The 20,204-nt window shown below is 61.2% G+C and carries 19 protein-coding genes; 16 read left to right on the top strand and 3 right to left on the bottom strand.

The features are described from left to right. Positions 1–175: 175 nt before the first annotated feature. Positions 176–1,084: a LysR family transcriptional regulator gene (locus ACR0LD_RS05425; protein WP_093961966.1), complete on the bottom strand. Its 909-nt coding sequence runs from the start codon at positions 1,082–1,084 to the stop codon at positions 176–178. A 169-nt stretch (positions 1,085–1,253) separates the two neighbouring features. Between ACR0LD_RS05425 and ACR0LD_RS05420 the strand changes: the two genes are divergently transcribed. The 10 genes from ACR0LD_RS05420 to ACR0LD_RS05375 all read left to right on the top strand — a co-directional run bounded on the left by ACR0LD_RS05420 (position 1,254) and on the right by ACR0LD_RS05375 (position 12,681). Continuing rightward, positions 1,254–4,673, top strand: a complete 3,420-nt coding sequence (locus ACR0LD_RS05420) for an indolepyruvate ferredoxin oxidoreductase family protein (RefSeq protein ID WP_480635864.1) — start codon at positions 1,254–1,256, stop codon at positions 4,671–4,673. A gap of 76 nt (positions 4,674–4,749) precedes the next feature. Then, positions 4,750–5,628, top strand: coding sequence for a lysophospholipid acyltransferase family protein (locus ACR0LD_RS05415; protein ID WP_170389992.1), 879 nt, complete (start codon positions 4,750–4,752; stop codon positions 5,626–5,628). 8 nt (positions 5,629–5,636) lie between these two features. Then, the gene (locus ACR0LD_RS05410) at positions 5,637–6,446 is read left to right on the top strand and encodes a glutamate racemase (RefSeq protein ID WP_170600616.1); all 810 of its coding nucleotides are present in this window, start codon (positions 5,637–5,639) and stop codon (positions 6,444–6,446) included. Between the two features lie 93 nt (positions 6,447–6,539). Further along, on the top strand, positions 6,540–7,568 hold the full coding sequence (gene argC, locus ACR0LD_RS05405) for an N-acetyl-gamma-glutamyl-phosphate reductase (protein WP_480635862.1): 1,029 nt from the start codon (positions 6,540–6,542) through the stop codon (positions 7,566–7,568). 7 nt (positions 7,569–7,575) lie between these two features. Beyond that, on the top strand, positions 7,576–8,022 hold the full coding sequence (gene ccmE, locus ACR0LD_RS05400) for a cytochrome c maturation protein CcmE (protein ID WP_170338751.1): 447 nt from the start codon (positions 7,576–7,578) through the stop codon (positions 8,020–8,022). Between the two features lie 138 nt (positions 8,023–8,160). Then, positions 8,161–8,772: a holin-associated N-acetylmuramidase gene (locus ACR0LD_RS05395; protein ID WP_480433837.1), complete on the top strand. Its 612-nt coding sequence runs from the start codon at positions 8,161–8,163 to the stop codon at positions 8,770–8,772. Beyond that, positions 8,763–9,341: a holin family protein gene (locus ACR0LD_RS05390; RefSeq protein ID WP_480635860.1), complete on the top strand. Its 579-nt coding sequence runs from the start codon at positions 8,763–8,765 to the stop codon at positions 9,339–9,341. Before ACR0LD_RS05395 ends, ACR0LD_RS05390 begins: the two co-directional genes overlap by 10 nt. A 75-nt stretch (positions 9,342–9,416) precedes the next feature. After that, a complete protein-coding gene (locus tag ACR0LD_RS05385; RefSeq protein WP_170367057.1) occupies positions 9,417–11,381 on the top strand; it encodes a heme lyase CcmF/NrfE family subunit in 1,965 nt (654 codons plus the stop codon). After that, positions 11,378–11,833, top strand: a complete 456-nt coding sequence (locus ACR0LD_RS05380; RefSeq protein ID WP_170338745.1) for a cytochrome c-type biogenesis protein — start codon at positions 11,378–11,380, stop codon at positions 11,831–11,833. Before ACR0LD_RS05385 ends, ACR0LD_RS05380 begins: the two co-directional genes overlap by 4 nt. A gap of 71 nt (positions 11,834–11,904) precedes the next feature. Continuing rightward, positions 11,905–12,681 (top strand): enoyl-CoA hydratase-related protein, encoded by a 777-nt coding sequence (locus tag ACR0LD_RS05375; RefSeq protein ID WP_093961976.1) that lies wholly within the window; start codon positions 11,905–11,907, stop codon positions 12,679–12,681. Between the two features lie 3 nt (positions 12,682–12,684). Here ACR0LD_RS05375 and bmt read toward each other — a convergent pair whose 3' ends face one another. Next, positions 12,685–13,698 (bottom strand): betaine--homocysteine S-methyltransferase, encoded by a 1,014-nt coding sequence (bmt, locus tag ACR0LD_RS05370; RefSeq protein WP_480635857.1) that lies wholly within the window; start codon positions 13,696–13,698, stop codon positions 12,685–12,687. 118 nt (positions 13,699–13,816) lie between these two features. Then, a complete protein-coding gene (locus ACR0LD_RS05365; protein ID WP_170357709.1) occupies positions 13,817–14,134 on the bottom strand; it encodes a DUF1476 domain-containing protein in 318 nt (105 codons plus the stop codon). Between the two features lie 188 nt (positions 14,135–14,322). Here ACR0LD_RS05365 and purC point away from each other — a divergent pair, with 188 nt between their 5' ends. From purC to ACR0LD_RS05335, 6 genes are all read left to right on the top strand, one after another. Then, on the top strand, positions 14,323–15,078 hold the full coding sequence (gene purC / locus ACR0LD_RS05360; RefSeq protein ID WP_480635855.1) for a phosphoribosylaminoimidazolesuccinocarboxamide synthase: 756 nt from the start codon (positions 14,323–14,325) through the stop codon (positions 15,076–15,078). A gap of 147 nt (positions 15,079–15,225) precedes the next feature. After that, positions 15,226–15,894 carry a MarC family protein gene (locus ACR0LD_RS05355; RefSeq protein ID WP_170339322.1) on the top strand — a complete coding sequence of 223 codons (669 nt, stop codon included), beginning with the start codon at positions 15,226–15,228 and terminating at the stop codon, positions 15,892–15,894. 129 nt (positions 15,895–16,023) lie between these two features. Next, on the top strand, positions 16,024–16,254 hold the full coding sequence (purS, locus tag ACR0LD_RS05350) for a phosphoribosylformylglycinamidine synthase subunit PurS (RefSeq protein ID WP_170339320.1): 231 nt from the start codon (positions 16,024–16,026) through the stop codon (positions 16,252–16,254). 34 nt (positions 16,255–16,288) lie between these two features. Beyond that, positions 16,289–16,957 carry a phosphoribosylformylglycinamidine synthase subunit PurQ gene (gene purQ, locus ACR0LD_RS05345; RefSeq protein ID WP_170368407.1) on the top strand — a complete coding sequence of 223 codons (669 nt, stop codon included), beginning with the start codon at positions 16,289–16,291 and terminating at the stop codon, positions 16,955–16,957. Positions 16,958–16,993: 36 nt separating this feature from the next. After that, on the top strand, positions 16,994–18,766 hold the full coding sequence (locus tag ACR0LD_RS05340; RefSeq protein ID WP_093961983.1) for a sensor histidine kinase: 1,773 nt from the start codon (positions 16,994–16,996) through the stop codon (positions 18,764–18,766). 13 nt (positions 18,767–18,779) lie between these two features. Next, entirely contained in the window at positions 18,780–20,114 is a 1,335-nt protein-coding gene (locus ACR0LD_RS05335; RefSeq protein WP_093961984.1) for a sigma-54-dependent transcriptional regulator, read from the top strand. The last annotated feature ends 90 nt before the right edge of the window (positions 20,115–20,204 follow it).

Below are 20,204 nucleotides of genomic sequence, written 5' to 3'. Positions count from 1 at the left end.
TGCAGGCCAAAAAAAAGGCCGAGCACTAAGCTCGGCCGTAGTCCAACAGGGAGGTATGAAGATGATGAGCGTTTCAGCATCATCGCCTTCGAGTGCTCATTTAGGGATCACTTTGTGAACGATCAAGGTTTTTTGGACGCATTGAGGGCATGTCCGCTATGCCGCGAGTGCATAGCTACAGTTTTCCCAAATGTTTCAGCTGCTTGCGATGCGCAATGATTTCATCCTGAACGAAATCTCGGAACGCTGCGACCCGTTTTGAGTGCCTCAGTTCTTCAGGATAGGCCAAATACACAGGCACATTCGCCGTCTCGATGTCGGACAGGATCGGGACCAGGTCGGGGAAATCCTCGGTCACGTAGTCGGGCAGGACGCCAATTCCGAGGTCATTCAGCACACCCTGCAGAACACCAAAGTAGTTGTTCACCGTCAGCAGTGAGCTGGGTTCGTAGGTCATCAGGTGACTGACCATCGACGCGCCAACGCCAACTTGGGGTGCGGCGGGGGTCTGACAGATCAGGCGGTGTTTCGAAATGTCCTCCAGCGTCTGGGGCGCGCCACCGTGCGAATCCAGGTAGGTCTTGGTCGCATACAACATCATTCGGACGGTCATCAGACGCTTGCGGACAAGATCGGCCTGACTGGGTTCTTTCATCCGGATCGCGACATCTGCTTCCCGCATCGGAAGATCCAGCACGCGTTCTTCGAGCATCAGGTCAATGTTCAGGTCCGGATACTGCTCATACAGCTTGGGCAGGCGCGGCGCCAGCCACAGGGTCCCGAAGCCAAAAGTCGTGGTGACCCGCAGGACTCCAAAGACCTCATCCTCGCTGTCGCGGATTCGCGCCGCGGCAGCGTCCAGACGCTTTGACATGGCCGTTGTTGCATCGAACAGAAGCTCGCCCTGTTCCGTCAGAATCAGACCGCGGGCGTGGCGGTGGAACAGCGTGGCGCCCAGCGATTCCTCAAGCGCGCGAACCTGACGGCTGACGGCGGATTGGGACAGATTCAGCTTGTCTCCGGCATGCGTCAGGCTGCCGGCGTCAGCTACCGCGTGAAATATTCTGAGCTTGTCCCAATTCATCGTCGCAACTTTCGTTATCCTTTGGCAGCCCTATATGAAAGAGGTAACAAATTCCATATTCAAACGGGGAAATCGTTACAGAACAGGGGGAATTTTGTATACAGGTCAGAAATTGTGACCTAAAATGACGTCAAATGCAGCACACTATTCCGACGTGGGGAGGCGTCTGATGAGTCAGCCAAAGATTTCGCTCAATGACCGTTTCGATCTGACCAAAAGCCCGGTGCTTTTGAATGGTACGCAGGCGCTTGTTCGTCTGATGATGATGCAGAAGGCACGCGATACCGCCGCCGGTCTAAACACTGCCGGTCTGGTCACCGGATACCGGGGGTCTCCGCTGGGTGCGGTCGATCTTCAAATGTCGCGCGCCGAAAAGCAATTGGCCGAGTGCGATGTGACCTTTCAATACGGTCTGAACGAGGACCTGGCCGCCACAGCCCTGTGGGGCAGCCAGCAGGCGGGTCTGCGCGGCGATGGAAAGTATGACGGCGTGTTCGGCCTGTGGTACGGCAAGGGGCCGGGTGTGGACCGGTCCGGCGATGTGATGCGTCACGCCAACATGGCCGGAACTGCCAAGCATGGTGGCGTCCTGATGGCGATGGGCGACGACCACACCGGCGAAAGCTCGACCGTGCTGCACCAGTCGGAATGGTCGATGGTCGACATGTACATGCCCGTCGTCAGTCCGGCCGGGGTGCAGGAAATCCTTGATTATGGAATCTACGGCTTTGCGCTCAGCCGGTTTGCCGGGGTCTGGGTTGGCCTCAAGACGATGAAGGACACGATCGAGGTGACCTCGGTCGTGGATGGCCGGCCCGACCGGATGCAACTGGTGACGCCGGAATTCGACATGCCCGAGGGCGGGCTGAACATCCGGCTGGGCGACACGCCGCACCTGCAGGAGGCGCGGATCATCGACTACAAGCGGTTCGCAGCCGAAGTGTTTTCACACGCCAACCGGATGGACCGGCGGGTCTGGGGCAAGCCGGGCGCCAAGATCGGCATTGCCGCGGCGGGCAAGAACTGGCTGGACCTGGTCCACGCCATGTCGCTACTAAACATCGACGAGGCCGAGGCCGAACGGCTTGGGATCACCACCTACAAGATCGGCCAGACCTTCCCGTTGGACATGAAGGGGTTCCATGATTGGGCCGAGGGGCTGGACCTGATCATCATCGTCGAAGAAAAGCGCAAGCTGATCGAAGTGCAGGTCAAAGAGGCGATCTTTGACGACCGTCGCGGACGTCGCGTGTACGGCTGGTACAAGGGCGGGGCAGGCACGCTGCACCGCGAAGAGCTGTTCCCGACCCGCGGCGCGCTTGATCCGATCATGATCGCCGAAAAGCTGGGCGGGATCTTCATCGAAGAAGGCCGCGAAACCGAGGGTATCCGCGCCGGACTGGCCAGCCTGCAAGAGGCGCGCCGCAACGACAACGCGCAGGAGATCGCGACGCGGCTGCCGTATTTCTGCTCAGGCTGTCCGCACAATAGCTCGACCAAAGTGCCGGAGGGCAGCCGGGCCTATGCCGGGATCGGCTGTCACTACATGGTGCAGTGGATGGATCGCGAGACCACCGGCTTTACCCAGATGGGCGGCGAAGGCGCCAACTGGATCGGTGAGATGCCGTTCTCGACCACGAAACACGTGTTCCAGAACCTGGGCGACGGCACCTACAACCACTCGGGCGTTCAGGCGATCCGGGCGGCGCTGGCGGCCGGGACCAACATCACCTTCAAGATCCTGTTCAACGACGCGGTCGCCATGACCGGCGGGCAGGAGAACGAGGGCCATCTGACCGCCGAGCGCATCGTGCGCGAGGTCAAGGCCATGGGCGTCCAGCATGTGGCCGTCGTCTATGACGAAAAGGAAGACGTGAACTTCAAGGCGCTGCCCGGCGACGTGGAAACCCACGAACGGGCCGAGCTGATGGCGGTTCAGAACAAGTACCGCGAGATCGAAGGCGTGTCGGTCATCGTCTACGTCCAGACCTGCGCCGCCGAGAAACGCCGCCGCCGCAAGCGCGGTACCTTCCCGGACCCGGACAAGCGCGTGTTCATCAACTCGGACATCTGCGAGGGCTGCGGCGATTGCGGGGTGCAGTCGAACTGTGTCTCGATCGTGCCCAAAGAAACCGAGCTGGGCCGCAAGCGGGCGATCGACCAGTCCAGTTGCAACAAGGATTTCTCGTGCCTCAACGGATTCTGCCCGTCCTTCGTCACGCTGGAGGGCGCCAGTATCCGCAAGGAGGCCACCACCGAGATCGACATCCCCCATCTGCCGCAACCGGTTCTGCCGCGGATCGACGGCACGCACAACGTGGTCATCACCGGCGTCGGCGGCACCGGCGTCGTGACCATCGGGGCGGTTCTGGCGCAGGCCGCGCAGATCGACGGCAAGGGCGCGGGCATGATGGAAATGGCCGGTCTGGCGCAGAAGGGGGGCGCGGTGCATATCCACTGTCGCCTGGCCAACAAGCCAGAAGACATCAGCGCCATTCGCGTGGCTACGGGTGAGGCGCATGCGCTGATCGGCGGTGACCTCGTGGTGTCGGCCGGGGCCAAGACGCTGGGCCTGACGCGCACTGGTCAGACCGGCGCGGTGGTCAACAGCCACGAGATCATCACCGGCGATTTCACGCGCAACACCGAATTCCACATTCCGGTCGACCGGCTGGAACTGGCGCTGGAAGCGCGACTGAAGGACGGTCTTGCCCTGTTCGACGCGACCGAGTTGGCACGCGCGGTGATGGGCGATTCGATCTATTCCAACATGATGGTGTTCGGGGCGGCCTGGCAGCGGAGTCTGCTGCCTGTCAGCCACGACGCGATCATGACCGCGATCGAGCTGAACGGCGCCGCGGTTGAGCGCAACAAGCGCGCCTTCGAGGTCGGCCGCTGGGCGGTTCTTCATCCCGAGGAAGTGGCGCGCATCGTGACCCCCACGGTGACCGAATTGCCCAAGACACCCGAGCAGGCCATCGCCTTCCGGGCCGATCATCTGGTGGCCTATCAGGGCAAACGGTTGTCCAGGCGCTATCTCAAGCTGGTCGAGTCGATCGAAGACCCGAAGGGCCGGGATGCAGTCGCGCGTGGGTATCACAAGCTGTTGTCCTACAAGGACGAATACGAGGTGGCCCGCCTGCTGCTGGACAGCCGCGACAAGGCCGCCGCCGAATTCGACGGCGACATCAAGATGACCTTCCACCTTGCTCCGCCGATCCTGGGGGGCAAAGGGCCGGACGGGCGTCCGCGCAAACGGCAATTCAGCGAATGGCTGCTGGGGCCGATGAAGGTTCTGGCCAAGCTGAAGGGGCTACGTGGCACGCCGCTGGACATCTTCGGCTATACCGCCGAGCGCCGAATGGAACGGGCCTTGATCCGTCAGTATGAGTCGGACATGAAAGAGGTCCTGCCCAAGCTGGATGACAACACCCGTGATGCGATTGTCGCGCTGGCGCGGTTGCCGCTGGACATCCGCGGTTTCGGTCCGGTATTGGCCGCCAACGAAGCCAAGGCCGCCAAGCGGCGCGAGGAACTTCTGGCCGTGATCCGGCAGGGAGGGACCGAGACGCGGGCCGCGGCCGAGTAACGTCATATCGGTGTCATGGAGGCGCGGTAGGGTTCCCGTCCGCGCCGTCCAATGACGGCCACGCCGGAGACCCGTGATGAAATCACGTCGCCAAGTCGCTCGGGACATTTCCTACGCCCATTCTGCAGAAACGCGGGGTGGGCGCATGGTCATCAAACTGATGGAGAACACGACCGGTCGGCTGCGTCTGATCCGGCGCGCGGATGGCTACGAGCGCGAGGTCGCCAATGGCCGTGATTTCTGGTCGGTCATGGTCGAACGCTACGGGCTGAGCCTGAACGTGGTGGGCGGGGCGTTGTCAAACATCCCCAAGGACGGCCCGCTGATCCTGATCGCCAACCACCCCTACGGGATTCTTGATGGGCTGATGATGGGGCATGTACTGTCCCAGACCCGCGGAGATTTCCGGATTCTGGCCAACCATGTATTCCACAAGGCTGAGGATCTGAACCGGATCATCCTGCCGATCTCTTTCGATCAGACGAAAGAGGCGATGCGGCTGAACCTGCAGACCCGAAAAACCGCCCTGGATTATCTAGGTCAGGGTGGGGCAATCGGGATTTTTCCCGGTGGCACGGTCAGCACGGCGGCGCGACCCTTCGCGCACCCGATGGACCCGGGCTGGCGCGGTTTCACCGCGCGGATGGTAGCCAAGTCAAATGCCGCCGTGGTGCCTTTGTTCTTTGATGGGCACACCTCACGCCTGTTCCAGATCGCCAGCCATCTGCATGTGACGCTGCGCATGGGTTTGCTGATCAAAGAGTTCAAAAAGCGTGTCGATACCCCAGTGGATGTGGTCGTGGGGCAGCCCATCGGTCGCGACGTTCTGGACCCATTGGCCGGCGATACGCGCAAGATGATGGATTTCTTGCGCAAAGCCACGTATGAGCTGTCTCCGAAGCCGCTGAAGTCGTATGACTATGGCTATGAATTCGAGGAACGGCATCGCGCCTGAAGGGGCAAATGGCAGTAGGCATCTTTGATTCCGGATTGGGCGGGCTGACCGTCCTGAACGCCGCGCAGACACGTCTGCCGGAGGTGGATTTCCTGTATTACGCGGACAGCGCGCACGCGCCGTATGGCGTGCGCAACGCCGAGGATATCTACAACCTGACCCGAAACGCGGTGCAGGACCTGTGGTCGCGCGGCTGCGATCTGGTGATTCTGGCCTGCAACACAGCCAGCGCCGCGGCGCTTCGGCGGATGCAGGAAGAGGGCGTGCCGCAGGGCAAGCGCGTGCTGGGTGTGTTCGTGCCGCTGATCGAGGCGCTGACCGAGCGCCAGTGGGGCGACAACAGCCCCCCGCGCGAGGTGGCGGTCAAACATGTGGCTCTGTTTGCCACGCCGGCAACCGTGGCAAGCCGCGCGTTTCAGCGTGAACTGGCGTTCCGCGCCATCGGCGTCGATGTTGAGGCGCAGGCCTGCGGTGGCGTGGTCGATGCCATCGAGGACGGTGACATGATCCTGGCCGAAGCCCTTGTGCGGAGCCATGTGGACGCGTTGAAGCGCAAGATGCCGCAACCGCAGGCTGCGATCTTGGGCTGCACCCATTACCCCTTGATGGCCGAAGCCTTTCAGGCAGCGTTGGGACCGGACGTGCAAGTGTTCAGCCAAGGCGACCTGGTGGCCGAAAGCCTTGCGGATTATCTCCAGCGGCATCCGGATATGCTGGGCGGGGGTGAGGCGGGTTACCTGACCACAGGCAATCCGCAGAAGGTCAGTGACCGGGCAACGCAATTTCTCCGACGACAGATCACCTTCAAGGCCGCCTGACTTAGGTCAAGGACCGGCCCCTGTCATGAATTTATTCGGTACCTGTCATGTCGGCGGGTGCCAGACGTGTCACATAAATCTACGAGGTCTGACATGACCCACAAAATCGCAATCCTGGGCGCTTCGGGCTATACCGGTGCCGAACTGGTGCGGCTGATCGCCGAGCACCCGAACATGGAAATCACCGCCCTGGCGGCCGAGCGCAAGGCCGGGCAGACCATGGCAGAAGTGTTTCCGCATCTGCGCCATCTAAATTTGCCGCGTCTGTGCAAGATCGAGCAGATCGACTTTGGCCAGATCGATCTGTGCTTTTGCGCGCTGCCGCATAAGACCAGTCAGGAGGTCATCCGGGATTTACCCTCCGACCTCAAAATCGTTGATTTGTCAGCGGATTTCCGGCTGGCCGACCCCGATGAATACGAGAAATGGTACGGCAATCCGCATGCCGCACTCACGCATCAGGATGAGGCCGTCTACGGACTGACCGAGTTCTACCGTGAGGACATCCGCGCTGCGCGGCTGGTGGCTGGCACCGGGTGCAATGCTGCCACGGGGCAGTACGTGCTGCGGCCGTTGATCGCGGCCGGTGTTATCGACCTGGATGACATCATTCTTGATCTGAAATGCGCTGTCTCCGGGGCGGGGCGTGCGCTGAAAGAGAACCTTCTGCACGCCGAACTGAGCGAGGGCACCAACGCCTATGCCGTCGGCGGTACCCACCGGCATCTGGGCGAGTTCGATCAGGAGTTCTCGAAACTGGCGGGCCGCGCGGTTCACATCCAGTTTACGCCGCACCTGATCCCCGCGAACCGGGGCATTCTGGCGACCTCGTATGTGAAGGGTGATCCGCAGAGCGTTTATGAAACGCTGTGTGCAGCCTATTCAGACGAGCCTTTCATTCAGATGCTGCCCTTTGGCGAAACGCCTTCGACCCACCATGTGCGCGGATCGAACTTCTGCCATATCGGCGTCGTTGCTGACAGGATCGAACGCCGTGCCATCGTGATTGCGGCGCTGGATAACCTGACAAAAGGTAGCAGTGGACAGGCCTTGCAGAACGCAAACCTGATGTTAGGTGAACCCGAAACGACGGGGCTTGTTATGGCCCCACTGTTCCCATGAGGGCGAGATGAAGACGCTGAAGAAACGTCGTCGTGTACAGATCATTCTGTTGGCTTTTGTGGCTTTGGCCCTGGCGACGGGCTTGATCGGCTATGCCATGCGAGACGGGATCAACTATTTCCGCTCGCCCAGCCAGGTGATCGCCGAACCGCCGGCGCCGAACGAGGTGTTCCGCATCGGTGGCTTGGTCGAAGAAGGCTCGATCGTACGCGGGCAGGGTGAAACCGTACGGTTCACCGTCACCGACGGGGGTGAGAGCGTGAAGGTGGCCTTCACCGGTGTCTTGCCTGATCTGTTTTCCGAGGGTCAGGGGATGGTCGGCACCGGAAGCTACGTTGATGGCGTGTTCCAAGCCACTGAAATTCTGGCAAAACACGACGAGACCTATATGCCCAAAGAGGTCATCGATGCCTTGAAGGAGCAGGGCGTCTACGAAGAGCCGGCAGACAGCTGAAACAGGACAGCCTTCGGCAAGTTGCCTGAATGAGTGTTCAAGGGCGTTGCGCGATCTGGTCGTGCAGCGCCCTTCTTCGTTTCATGGATTTAAGGATTTCACCGGACCGTGTGCCGCATATGAACACGGAGGTGCAGCATGCAGTCGGTTCAGCAGATTGCCAACGAGATCATAGCCCGCGAGGGCGGCTTCGTCGATGATCCGGACGACCCCGGAGGGGCCACGAAATACGGTGTCACAATCCACACGATGCGACGGTTGGGCCTTGACCTGACGCGTGACGGCACTGTCGATCGCCGCGACGTGATGGCGCTTGGCCGGGAACAGGCCGTCGCGATTTTCATCACGCATTACTATCAAAAGCCCGGTCTCGCACGGGTGCCCGACGCGCTGCAGCCGACGCTGTTCGATATGTACGTGAATGCGGGCGGACAGGCGGTGCGCATCCTGCAGCGTCTTTTGGTGCAGATGGGATTTTCGCTCGCCGTGGATGGCGTTTTGGGGCCGCGAACGGCTGGGGCGTGCGATCAGGCCGCAAAACCCGATCCGGTGGTGTTGCGCGACGCGTATGGGGTGGCACGAAGGAACTACTATTTCCGGCTTGCTGACCGACGTCCAGCCTTGCGCAAATACGTGCGCAGCCGAAACGGTGGGAAAGGGGGTTGGATCCGCCGAGCCGAGCAGTTTCTATCTCCGCCCTATCACCTGAGCATGGCCGAGTTTCAGCAAAGGATAGCCGCATGGGACTGATCGCAGGTGTTTTCGATCTTCTGTTAGGTGGTGGGCGCAACGTGGTGCGCGAAACTGCCGAGGTGTTCCGCGAGAACTCGGAGGCCGGTGCGGAACGCGCTGTTGCGCTGCGCGGACACGCGATGAACCAGTTCGGCGCGGAATTCGAGGCTCCCCGCAAAGGCGGGTTTGACCGTTTCATGGATGGTTTGAATCGGTTGCCAAGGCCTGCATTGGCGCTGGGGACATTGGGTTTGTTCGTGGCCGCGATGGTCGATCCACTATGGTTTGCGGCGCGGATGCAGGGAATTGCGCTGGTGCCCGAGCCGCTGTGGTGGCTACTGGGCGTCATCGTGTCGTTCTATTTCGGCGCGCGGCACCAAGCGAAGGTTCAGGACCTTCAGCGTGATATCTCAGTTACGATGATGCGGGCGCCACAGGTCATGGCCAACTTGCAAGCTCTTCACGAGATGCGAGCGGAAAGTCCGGGAGCCGCCGATCCGGGGCCGGATGCCGAACTGACGGCCCAGGTGATCATCCCCGATCACAACCCGGCGCTTGAGGACTGGCGGCGTCTGCAGCGCGCCTGACCCGCGACACTATGTGCGCCTGATTGCGGCGAAAGTGATTGGCGCTTGCCCGGGCGCGGGATTATACCCGAGCCCATGATTACCGAGCTTGGACATTTCGCCCTCATCCTGGCCTTCATGGTGGCCATAGTTCAGACAGTCGTGCCATTGATCGGCGCCGCAAAACGCTGGCCGTCATGGATGCTGTTCTCGGAGCCCGCGGCTATTGCTCAATGTCTTCTGACAGGATTTGCCTTCGCTGCGCTGGTGTGGGCCTTTGCGACCTCGGATTTCTCGCTGCGTATCGTGGTGGAAAACAGCCACTCTCTGAAGCCGATGCTGTATAAGATCAGCGGAACCTGGGGAAACCACGAAGGCTCGATGCTGTTGTGGGTGCTGATCGTGGCGCTTTTTGGCGCAACGGCCGCACTTTTCGGCCAGGGTTTGCCACCCACGCTCAAGGCCCGTGTCTTGGCGATGCAGGCCGCAATCGGGGTGGCGTTCTACGCCTTCATCCTGTTTACCTCCAACCCGTTTGACAGGCTTCCCGTGGCGCCGTTTGACGGCCGCGATCTGAACCCCTTGCTGCAGGATCCCGGTTTGGCTTTCCATCCGCCGTTTCTGTACCTTGGATATGTGGGCCTGAGCATGGCATTCAGCTTTGCTGTCGCTGCCCTGATCGAGGGGCGGGTGGACGCGGCGTGGGGTCGTTGGGTTCGACCGTGGACCCTGGCAGCGTGGATATTCCTGACCATCGGCATCGCGTTGGGATCCTGGTGGGCCTATTACGAACTGGGTTGGGGCGGGTTCTGGTTCTGGGATCCTGTGGAAAACGCGTCTTTCATGCCGTGGCTCCTGGCCGCCGCCCTGTTGCACTCGGCTATCGTGGTCGAAAAGCGCGAAGCCTTGAAAAGCTGGACCATTCTGTTGGCGATCATTGCGTTTGGCTTTTCTCTGATCGGCACCTTCATCGTGCGCTCGGGCCTTCTGACGTCGGTTCACGCCTTCGCAAACGATCCTGAGCGTGGTGTGTTCATCCTGTTCATTCTGGTGGCGTTCATCGGCGGAGCGCTGATCCTGTTCGCCGCCAGGGCGCAGGCGATGGAGGCCAAGGGGCTGTTCGGAATGGTCAGCCGTGAAAGCGCATTGGTGCTGAACAATATCCTGCTGGCTGTCAGCAGTTTTGTCGTGTTCTTCGGGACCATGTGGCCGATGGTTGCCGAGATGATGTTCGACCGAAAGCTCTCGGTCGGGGCACCGTTCTTCAATGCGGCCTTTACGCCGTTCATGGTGGTGCTGGGCATCGCATTGCCGCTGGGCTCGATGCTGCCGTGGAAGCGCGGCAGGCTGGGCCGCGTCGCATGGCAACTGCGCTATGCGTTTGTTCTGGCCGTTTCGCTGGCCGTACTGGTTTGGGTGCTGCAGACGAGCCGCAGCGCGCTCGGGCCGGTTGGTTTGTTCCTTGGCGCATGGATCACCTTCGGCGCCGCGGTCGATCTGTGGAGCCGTACAGGCCGTACCGGCGGCTTCCGGCGTCTGATGCGTCTGCCGGGTGCGGATTGGGGCAAGGCGATCGCCCATACCGGTCTGGGGGTCACGATCTTTGCGATTGCCGGCCTGACCGCCTGGGAGGTCGAGGACATCCGTGTTGCGCGTATCGGGGAAACCTTCGACGTGGGCGGTTTCTCGTTCACTCTGGACGGCGTGCGCGAGGTTGAGGGGCCGAACTATTTCTCCACCATGGCCGATGTGCAGGTTCAAAAAGATGGTCGAGAGATAGCTACGTTGAACCCGGAAAAACGGACCTATCCGGTGGCCGCCATGCCCACGACCGAGGCTGCGATTGACTACCGTTTTCTGCGTGATGTCTACGTGGTCATCGGGGATCAGCAGGACGATGGCGGCTGGGTCATGCGTACTTACATCAAACCTCTTGCGAATTGGATTTGGGGAGGCTGCATTCTGATGGCTCTGGGCGGATTGTTCAGCTTGTCCGACCGCCGCTTCCGGGTGGCCGCAGGCGCGCGCAAGGCCCCGGTAAGCGGGGTACCTGCGGAATGAAACGTCTGATCGTTTTGTTGTTGTTGCTGGCATCGCCGCTGATGGCGGTCCAGCCGGATGAAGTCCTGGAGGATCCGGCGCTCGAAGCCCGAGCACGAGACATCAGTACGGGCCTGCGTTGTCTGGTCTGTCGAAACGAAAGCATCGACGAAAGCAACGCGGAACTGGCCCGTGACCTGCGCATTTTGCTGCGCGAACGGCTGGTCGCGGGCGACACCGATGAAGAAGCGGTTGCCTATATCGTCGACCGCTACGGAGAATACGTGCTGCTCAAACCCACGACCACGGGGGCGAACCTTCTGTTGTGGCTGGCAGGGCCGGCCATGCTGTTGATTGCGGCGGGTCTGGGGTGGAACTTCCTGCGCGGTCGTGCGCGGGTTGACGAGACCTCCGCCGTAGACGGATTGAGTGACGACGAGAAAGAGCGCCTGCGCCGGATTCTTGAAGACTGACGTGCGGTTTGCCTTTCCCTTGCGCGGCATTTGCGTCAGGGTTCGGGAAATTCTGCGCATGTGAGGACTTCATGGAATACGAAACGGTGCTTTTGGACATCACGGACGGTCTGGCTGTGGTCACGCTGAACCGGCCGGACAAGATGAACGCGCTTACGACGAAAATGCGCGCCGAGATTACCCATGCGATGAAAAAAGCCGCTCATGACGCGCGTGCAATCGTTCTGACGGGCGCGGGTCCGGCGTTTTGCTCCGGCCAGGATCTGGGCGATGCGTCCAGCACTGGCAAGATCGATTTGGAACGCGCGCTGCGCGACGAATATGAACCGATGCTGGAAGCTGTTCATGATTGTCCGGTGCCGACGATCGCGGCCGTGAACGGTCCCGCGGCGGGGGCAGGGGCCAACCTAGCCCTGTGTGCCGATGTGGTTATTGCGACCGAAAGCGCCTATTTCCTGCAAGCCTTTGCCCGGATCGGTCTTTTGCCGGACGCCGGCGGGACGTGGTTCATGCCGCGCCAAATGGGTCTGGCCAAAGCCATGGGTGCGGCCCTGTTCGCCGACAAGATTTCTGCGCGTCAGGCCGACCAATGGGGCATGATCTACGAGGCGGTTGCCGACGATGAATTCGCCGCGCACTGGCGCAAGCGCGCCGAGTACCTGGCCAAAGGGCCGACTGCGGGCTTTGCCGCGATCAAAAAGGCGATGAGAGGCACCTACGAAAACACCTTGCCGCAACAATTGGCGACCGAGGCGCACCTGCAAGGAGAATGTGGGCGCACCCGCGACTTCGCCGAAGGCGTGGTGGCATTTCTGGAGAAACGCGCCCCCCGGTTCGAGGGGCGCTGACCATCAGGCCCGGCGGCGGCGACGCGCGCGCCGTTCGGGCATCGCCTCGTCCCCGGTTCCGTCACTGGCCGACGAGAAAGGCCCAAGGACTGCAGTAATTTGCTCGAGCGACGGACGGGCGCCACGGGGTTCAGTGTCCAGTGCCTTGCGCATCTCACGCAGGTGCGCTGGCATCGTTCCGCAGCAACCACCAATAATGGTCGCACCTGAATCCCGCGCCATGGCTGCGTAACGGCCCATCAGTTCGGGCGTGCCGTCATAGTGGATGTGGCCATCAACATATTTCGGAATGCCCGCATTGCCCTTGGAGATCAGGGGGCGTTCGGTTCCCTGAGCCACAAAACCCAGAACCGTGCGCAGGATGTCAGACGCGCCGGTGCCGCAGTTGGCGCCAAAGGCGATCGGCGGGTTGGGCAGGGTTTCGACCAGTTGCGCCAGATCTGCCGAGGTCACGCCCATCATGGTGCGCCCGGCGGTGTCAAAACTCATGGTACCGCACCAAGGCATGTCGGCCAGGGCAAAAGCCTCGGCCGCGGCGCGGAATTCCTCCGGCGCGCTGATCGTTTCTACCCACAGCACGTCGACGCCGCCGGCTTTCAGCGCCTCGGCCTGTTCGTGGAACATCTCGACCGCCTCGGCATGGGTCAGGCTGCCCACAGGTTCCAGGATTTCACCGGTCGGACCGACCGAGCCCGCAACCACCACCGGGCGTCCGGCGGCATCCGCCACCTCGCGCGCCAGTTCGGCGCCGATGCGGTTCAACTCGGCCACGCGGGTGTGGGCGTCGTGCAGCTTCAGACGTGCAGCCGTTCCGCCGAATGTATTGGTCAGGAACAGGTCACTGCCCGCATTCACCGACCCCTGATAAAGAGCGCGGATCTTGTCGGGTTGGTCGGTGTTCCACAGCTCGGGCGCGTCACCCGATTGCAGTCCCATGTTGAACAGGTTCGTTCCGGTGGCGCCATCGGCAAGAATGGCGTCCTTCGTTTCCAGCAATCTGGTCAGCGCGTTGGTCATTGGAGATGTCCGGAGTTGTGGCCCCAAAGGCCAAAAATTTAGACGCCCCGTGTCGCATGACCGGGACGTCAAATCAAATTCATAATACTCATGAAGATCATGAGGTGGGCGGCATGCCTCAGTTGGCTTCGCTCATCACCTGAGCTTTGGCCTCGGGCAGCAGTTCCGCCATCTTGGCGCGGATTTCCTCGGGGCTGGAAAGATCGCCCAGATCGGCGGCGACCTTGCGCACAACGTCCTCGTGGCCGGCCTCTTCGAAATCGGCGATCACGACGGATTTTGCATACTCGGCGGCCTCGTCGCCGCTTTTGCCCATTTTTTCCGCAGCCCACAGGCCCAGCAGCTTGTTGCAACGGGCTTGCGCCTTGAACTGCATTTCTTCGTCATGGGCGAACTTTGCTTCAAAGGCGTTTTCGCGTTCGTCGAACGTGGTCATGGGTGTTGGGCCTCTTCAAGTAAAAGTGTGTTTCCTGATGATATGACCATACGCGCTGCCGGGTGCAAGGTATTTGCGCTGCGTCAAAGCCTCTCGGATGCATGAACTTGCGGGAAAGGGGGGCTTGCACTATGAGAGCGCCAACGCGATGGGACTCATTCCCTCGCCCCAGCCTGGAAAGGTCGCACATGGCGCGTCGCAAGAAGATTTACGAAGGCAAGGCCAAGATCCTGTACGAAGGCCCGGAACCGGGCACGATCGTTCAGTATTTCAAAGATGACGCCACCGCGTTCAACGCGGAAAAGAAAGACGTGATCGACGGCAAGGGTGTTCTGAACAACCGCCTGAGCGAATTCTTCATGACCGGTCTGAACCAGATCGGCGTGCCGACCCATTTCATCCGCCGCCTGAACATGCGCGAACAGCTGGTTCGCAGCTGCGAGATCATCCCGCTTGAGGTGATCGTCCGCAACTATGCCGCCGGGTCGCTGTCGAAACGGCTGGGCGTTGCCGAGGGCACGCAACTGCCGCGCCCGATCGTGGAATACTGCTACAAGGACGACTCGCTGGGTGATCCACTGGTGACCGAAGAGCACATCGCCGCGTTCGGCTGGGCCAGCCAGCAGGACATGGACGACATCCTCAGCCTGGCGCTGCGGGTGAACGACTTCATGAGCGGCGTGATGCTGGCTGTGGGTATCCGTCTGGTCGACTTCAAGATCGAAATCGGTCGTGTCTACGAGGGTGACTTCCAGCGCCTGATCGTCGCTGATGAGATCAGCCCAGACAGCTGCCGCCTTTGGGACATCGAGACAGGACAAAAGCTGGACAAGGACGTGTTCCGCCGCGATCTGGGCAGCCTGACCGACGCCTATTCCGAGGTCGCCCGTCGCCTGGGCGTTCTGCCGAAAAGCAACGTGAGCAAGCCCACCCTGATCAACTGATCGCGCCGACTGGCAGGGCCTAACAAGGATGCGCTGCTCCTATTCGGGGCGGCGCATTTTTCATTGCGGGTTTGACAGGTCAGGCCCCTGTCACGCATCTTCGGGTTGACCGACCAACCCGGTCCGCTAACCAAGGTGGCACACTGAATGAGCGCGTTGTTCGATCAAGCGGTTTTCCTGAAGTTTCTGGCTGCCGTGCTGGCCATATTCAACCCGCTCTACAACATCCCGATCTTCCTGAGCATGACGCGCGACTGCACACCTGCCGAACGGCGCAGGGTAGCGATGATCGTGATGGCCTCGGTGACGGTGATCGCACTGATCTCGGTCGCTATAGGTGAAGAGGTGTTGGCTGTCTTCGGGATCGACGTTCCTTCGTTTCGCGTGGCCGGCGGGCTGATTATCTTCGGGATCGGCATGTCGATGCTGAACGCGCAAGACCGGGCGCCGGGCGATCAGGCGGCCGTGGTCGATGGTCACGCGCGCAAGTTGAACTTTGCCGTTGTTCCACTGGCGATCCCGTTGACGATTGGCCCGGGCACGATTGCCGTGACGATCGTGTTCTCGCATCAACTGTCGGATGGGGCCGAACTTGTGACCCTTGGCTCGGCGATCCTGATCGCCTGTTTCATAGTCGGGCTCGGCCTGTTGTTTGCTGACAGCATCTCGCGTCTTGTGGGTGAGACGATGATCAATGTGCTGACCCGGATCATGGCGATCCTGCTGGTTGCTGTGGCCGTCGAAATGGTTCTGACCGGCATCTTCAACGCGGTTGATGCACATTATCCCGGGCTGACGGGCAGCCCAGGCAATTGAATTCCTCAAGATGAAGCGCCTGCGGTCATTCGACCGCATCACAAAGGCTTGTTCTGCGCGGTCAGTCGCGCTATCCCCCGCGCAACGGAACAGGCCCCGGCGCGGCGGGCCACAGGTGGAGTTGCGACGATGAAGGCACGGGTGCACGTAATGCTCAAGAACGGGGTTCTGGACCCTCAAGGCGAGGCTGTGCGCCACGCATTGGGCGCACTGGGGTTCGACAAGGTGCAGGGCGTCCGGCAGGGCAAGGTGATTGACCTGGAACTGGCCGATGGCGCGACCAAGGCCGATGTGGCCGAAATGTGCGAGAAGCTGTTGGCCAACACGGTCATCGAGCGTTACGAGATCGAACTGGTCTGAATTCTCTGACCGTCATCCCCAAGGAGGGTTTCCCATGCGCGCAGCGGTTGTCGTTTTTCCGGGGTCCAACTGTGACCGGGATCTTGCCGTCGCCTTTGAGCAGGCCGGATTTCAGGTCGACATGGTCTGGCACAAGGATGCCCAACTGCCGCAGGGCGTGGACATCGTGGGCGTGCCGGGCGGGTTTTCTTACGGCGATTACCTGCGCTGCGGTGCGATCGCCGCGCAGTCTCCGATCTGCAAGGCGGTGGTCGAGCACACCGAACGGGGCGGCTATGCCATCGGCATCTGCAACGGGTTCCAGATACTGACCGAGACCGGCATCCTGCCGGGCGCGTTGCTGCGCAATGCCGGCTTGAAATACATCTGTCGAACCGTTGGGCTGAAGGTTGCGACCAGCGAGAGCGCTTTTACTCAGGGCTACAACGCCGGAGACGTGATTCAGATTCCGATCGCGCATCACGATGGCAACTACTTCGCTGATGACGAAACCATTGCCCGCCTGCGTGACGAGGATCGGATCGCCTTCAGCTATACCGACAACCCTAACGGCTCGCGCGGGGATATTGCCGGGATCCTGTCGCACAACCGGCGCGTGCTGGGCATGATGCCCCACCCCGAGCGGGCGGCGGACGAGGCCCATGGCGGTACCGACGGAGTGGCGCTCTTCCGCGCATTGTCGGGTGTACTGACACCTGCGTGACTTGAGGTCGTGGGCGCGGAAGCGTAGCTTCGGTGCATGAGTTCCGACGCGCAATCAGGCTGGACAAATCTATTTGGCCGCGGTGCCCCTTTGGGGTGGCGCTTGCGGCTGGCCGTGTTCGTGTTGCTGGTTGCTGCTGCGGCGACGGTCTGGGTCACCAACAGCCTGCTGACCAATCGGTTCACGGAATCGACCCGAAACAGGGCTGAACTGCGTCTGGCGCTCTATTCCGGCAACCTGCTGAGCGAATTGCGTCGAAACGCCATCGTTCCACAATTGCTGGCCCGGGACCCGACTTTGATTTCGGCCTTGCAGTCAGCCGATTTTTCCCTGTCGACGCAGCGGCTTCTGTCCTTTGTTGAAGAAATCGGGGCTGCGTCGCTGATGCTGCTGGATCGGGATGGTCGGGTCGTTGCCGCAACAGACCGCAATCGACTGGGCGAGTCCCATCGAAGTGACCCGTATTTCGTGAATGCCGTCAGATCGAACGCGACGATCTTTTCCGAGATTGCGCGCGAGACCGGCAGTTATGGCTTTCTCTATTCCCGCAGGATTGAGGCCGGGTCGGAAATTCTGGGCGTGATCGTGGTCGAGGTTGATCTGCGCAAGTTCGAGAACGCCTGGGCCGGGATCTCGGACGCGGTCATGGTGACCGACAGCACCGGAACGATCATTCTGTCGACCGAACCCCAGTGGCGCGGCCTGAACGAGACTGAGGCTTTGTTACGGCAGCATCCGCAGGGTGCCATCCAGCGCGCAATTCGGGCGACTACCGATTGGACGGCCTTGCCGCCGGATGCCTATGTCGCGGGCGAGGCCGTGATGCGCATGGAGACCCGCATCCCGTTCCGCGGTTGGAAGATGACTTCGTTCACGACCTATTCCTCGATCCGCGAAAAGGTGAACAGCGTGCTGGCGCTCGAGATCATGGGGTTTGCGATTCTTCTTGCACTGACGTTCTATGCACTGAGCCGCAGGGCCACGTTCCGCATGGCGCTGTTCCAACGAGAGTCGGCGGAGCTTCGCGCATTGAACGCAAGGTTGCAGCGCGAAATCGCCGAACGCGAACGGGTTGAAAAAACGCTGGAAGTGGCGGAACAGACGCTGGCCCAAAGCTCGAAGCTGGCAGCCCTGGGCGAGATGTCGGCGGCCGTCAGTCACGAGTTGAACCAGCCGTTGGCGGCGATGAAGACCTATCTGGCGGGGGCGCGGCTACTGCTGCGCCGAAACCGCCCCGAAGAGGCGCTGGCCAGCTTTGGTCGGATCGACGGTCTGATCGAGCGGATGGGCGCGATCACGCGGCAGCTCAAGTCTTATGCCCGAAAGGGCGCGGACGCGTTTTCACCCGTAAATCTTGGGGAGGCGTTGGCCTCATCCCTGTCGATGATGGAACCGCAGCTGCGCCAGAGGCAGGTCAAGATCACCCAGATCCTGCCCGAAGAGCCGGTGATCGTGATGGGAGATCGGATGAGGATCGAACAGGTTATGGTCAACCTGTTGCGAAACGCGCTCGACGCCACCAAATCTGTTGCAGAGCCGGAGGTCGAGATCATTCTGGCCGCAGGCGAGACCGCCGTGCTGGCGGTGCGCGACAATGGCCACGGGATCGAGGATATCGAGAACCTGTTCGAGCCGTTCTACACCACCAAGCGACCCGGAGATGGGGTCGGCTTGGGTCTTGCCATCTCGTCCGGGATCGTGAACGACCATGGCGGACGGCTGACTGCGCGCAACGGCCAGAACGGCGGCGCGGTATTCGAGATGCAACTGCCCATTTTGGGACATGACGGCCTTGAGGCCGCAGAATAACGAGGACGTACCTATGGCACAGGCCATGAAAATTGCCATCGTGGATGATGAACAGGACATGCGCCAGTCGATCAGCCAATGGTTGGCGCTGTCCGGCTATGACACCGAAACCTTTGCAAGCGCGGAGGATGCGCTCAAGGTTCTGGGGCCGGATTACCCGGGGATCGTGATCTCGGACATCAAGATGCCCGGCATGGATGGTATTCAGCTTTTGAAAAAGCTGATGGGTGCCGACAGCACCTTGCCGGTGATCATGATTACCGGTCACGGCGACGTGCCGATGGCGGTCGAGGCGATGCGGGTGGGGGCGTTCGACTTTCTGGAAAAGCCGTTCAACCCCGACCGGATGTCGGAACTGGCCAAACGCGCCAGCAACGCTCGGCGTCTGACGCTGGACAACCGCGCCCTGCGGCGCGAGCTGTCGGGCGGCACGCAGATCATGAACAAGCTGATCGGCGCCAGCCCGGTGATGGAGCGCCTGCGTGAAGATATTCTCGACCTGGGCCAGGCCGACGGGCATGTGCTGATCGACGGCGAAACCGGCACCGGCAAGACCCTGGTGGCGCACGCCTTGCATGCAGTGGGCAGCCGGGCGGGCAAGAAATTCGTTCTGGTCTCGTGTGCCGCGCTGGAAGAAGAGGCGCTGGCCAAGCGGCTGTTCGGCCCGATGATGCCCGAGGACACGCAACTGCCCGCAATCGAGGAAGCCCGCGGCGGCACTCTGGTGCTGGAGGATATCGAGGCGCTGAGCGACACGCTGCAGGCGCGGTTGCTGAGCGTGATGAACGAGCAGGGAACGCCGGCCGAGACCCGGATCGTTGCGATCTCAAACCTGCAGGAAGCGGGCAAGACCAGCGAGGACGTGCTGCGGCCCGATCTGTTCTATCGTCTGGCGGCGCTGCGCATCACCATGCCGCCGCTGCGGCAGCGGGGCGAGGATATCCTGACCCTGTTCACCCGGCTGAGCGAGCAGTTTGCCGAGGAATATGGCTGTGAGGCACCGCAAGTCAGCGCCCAGGAGGCCGCGCAGCTGCTGCAGGCCCCATGGCCGGGCAATGTGCGCCAGTTGATCAACATCGCCGAACGCGCGGTTCTGCAGTCGCGGCGCGGCTCGGGCACCATCGCGTCGCTGTTGATGTCCGATCACGAAGAGATGCAGCCGGTGATGACCACCGAGGGCAAGCCGCTGAAGGAATACGTTGAGGCGTTCGAACGGATGCTGATCGACAACACCATGCGGCGCCACAAGGGGTCCATCGCCTCGGTGATGGAGGAACTTTGCCTGCCGCGCCGGACTTTGAATGAAAAAATGGCCAAGTACGGGTTGCAACGGGCGGACTATCTGTAGGCGAGGGGGCCAGTCCCTTTTTGGCCTTTTGGCCAAAGTACACCCGGGAAATTTGAAGCCGGAGGAAGCCCGACCTGTCCGTAGATTGGG

The organism is Ruegeria sp. BF8 (genome assembly GCF_056538625.1).
The sequence above is the reverse complement of the archived record's forward strand: the minus strand, read 5'-3'. Positions and strand labels throughout refer to the sequence as shown.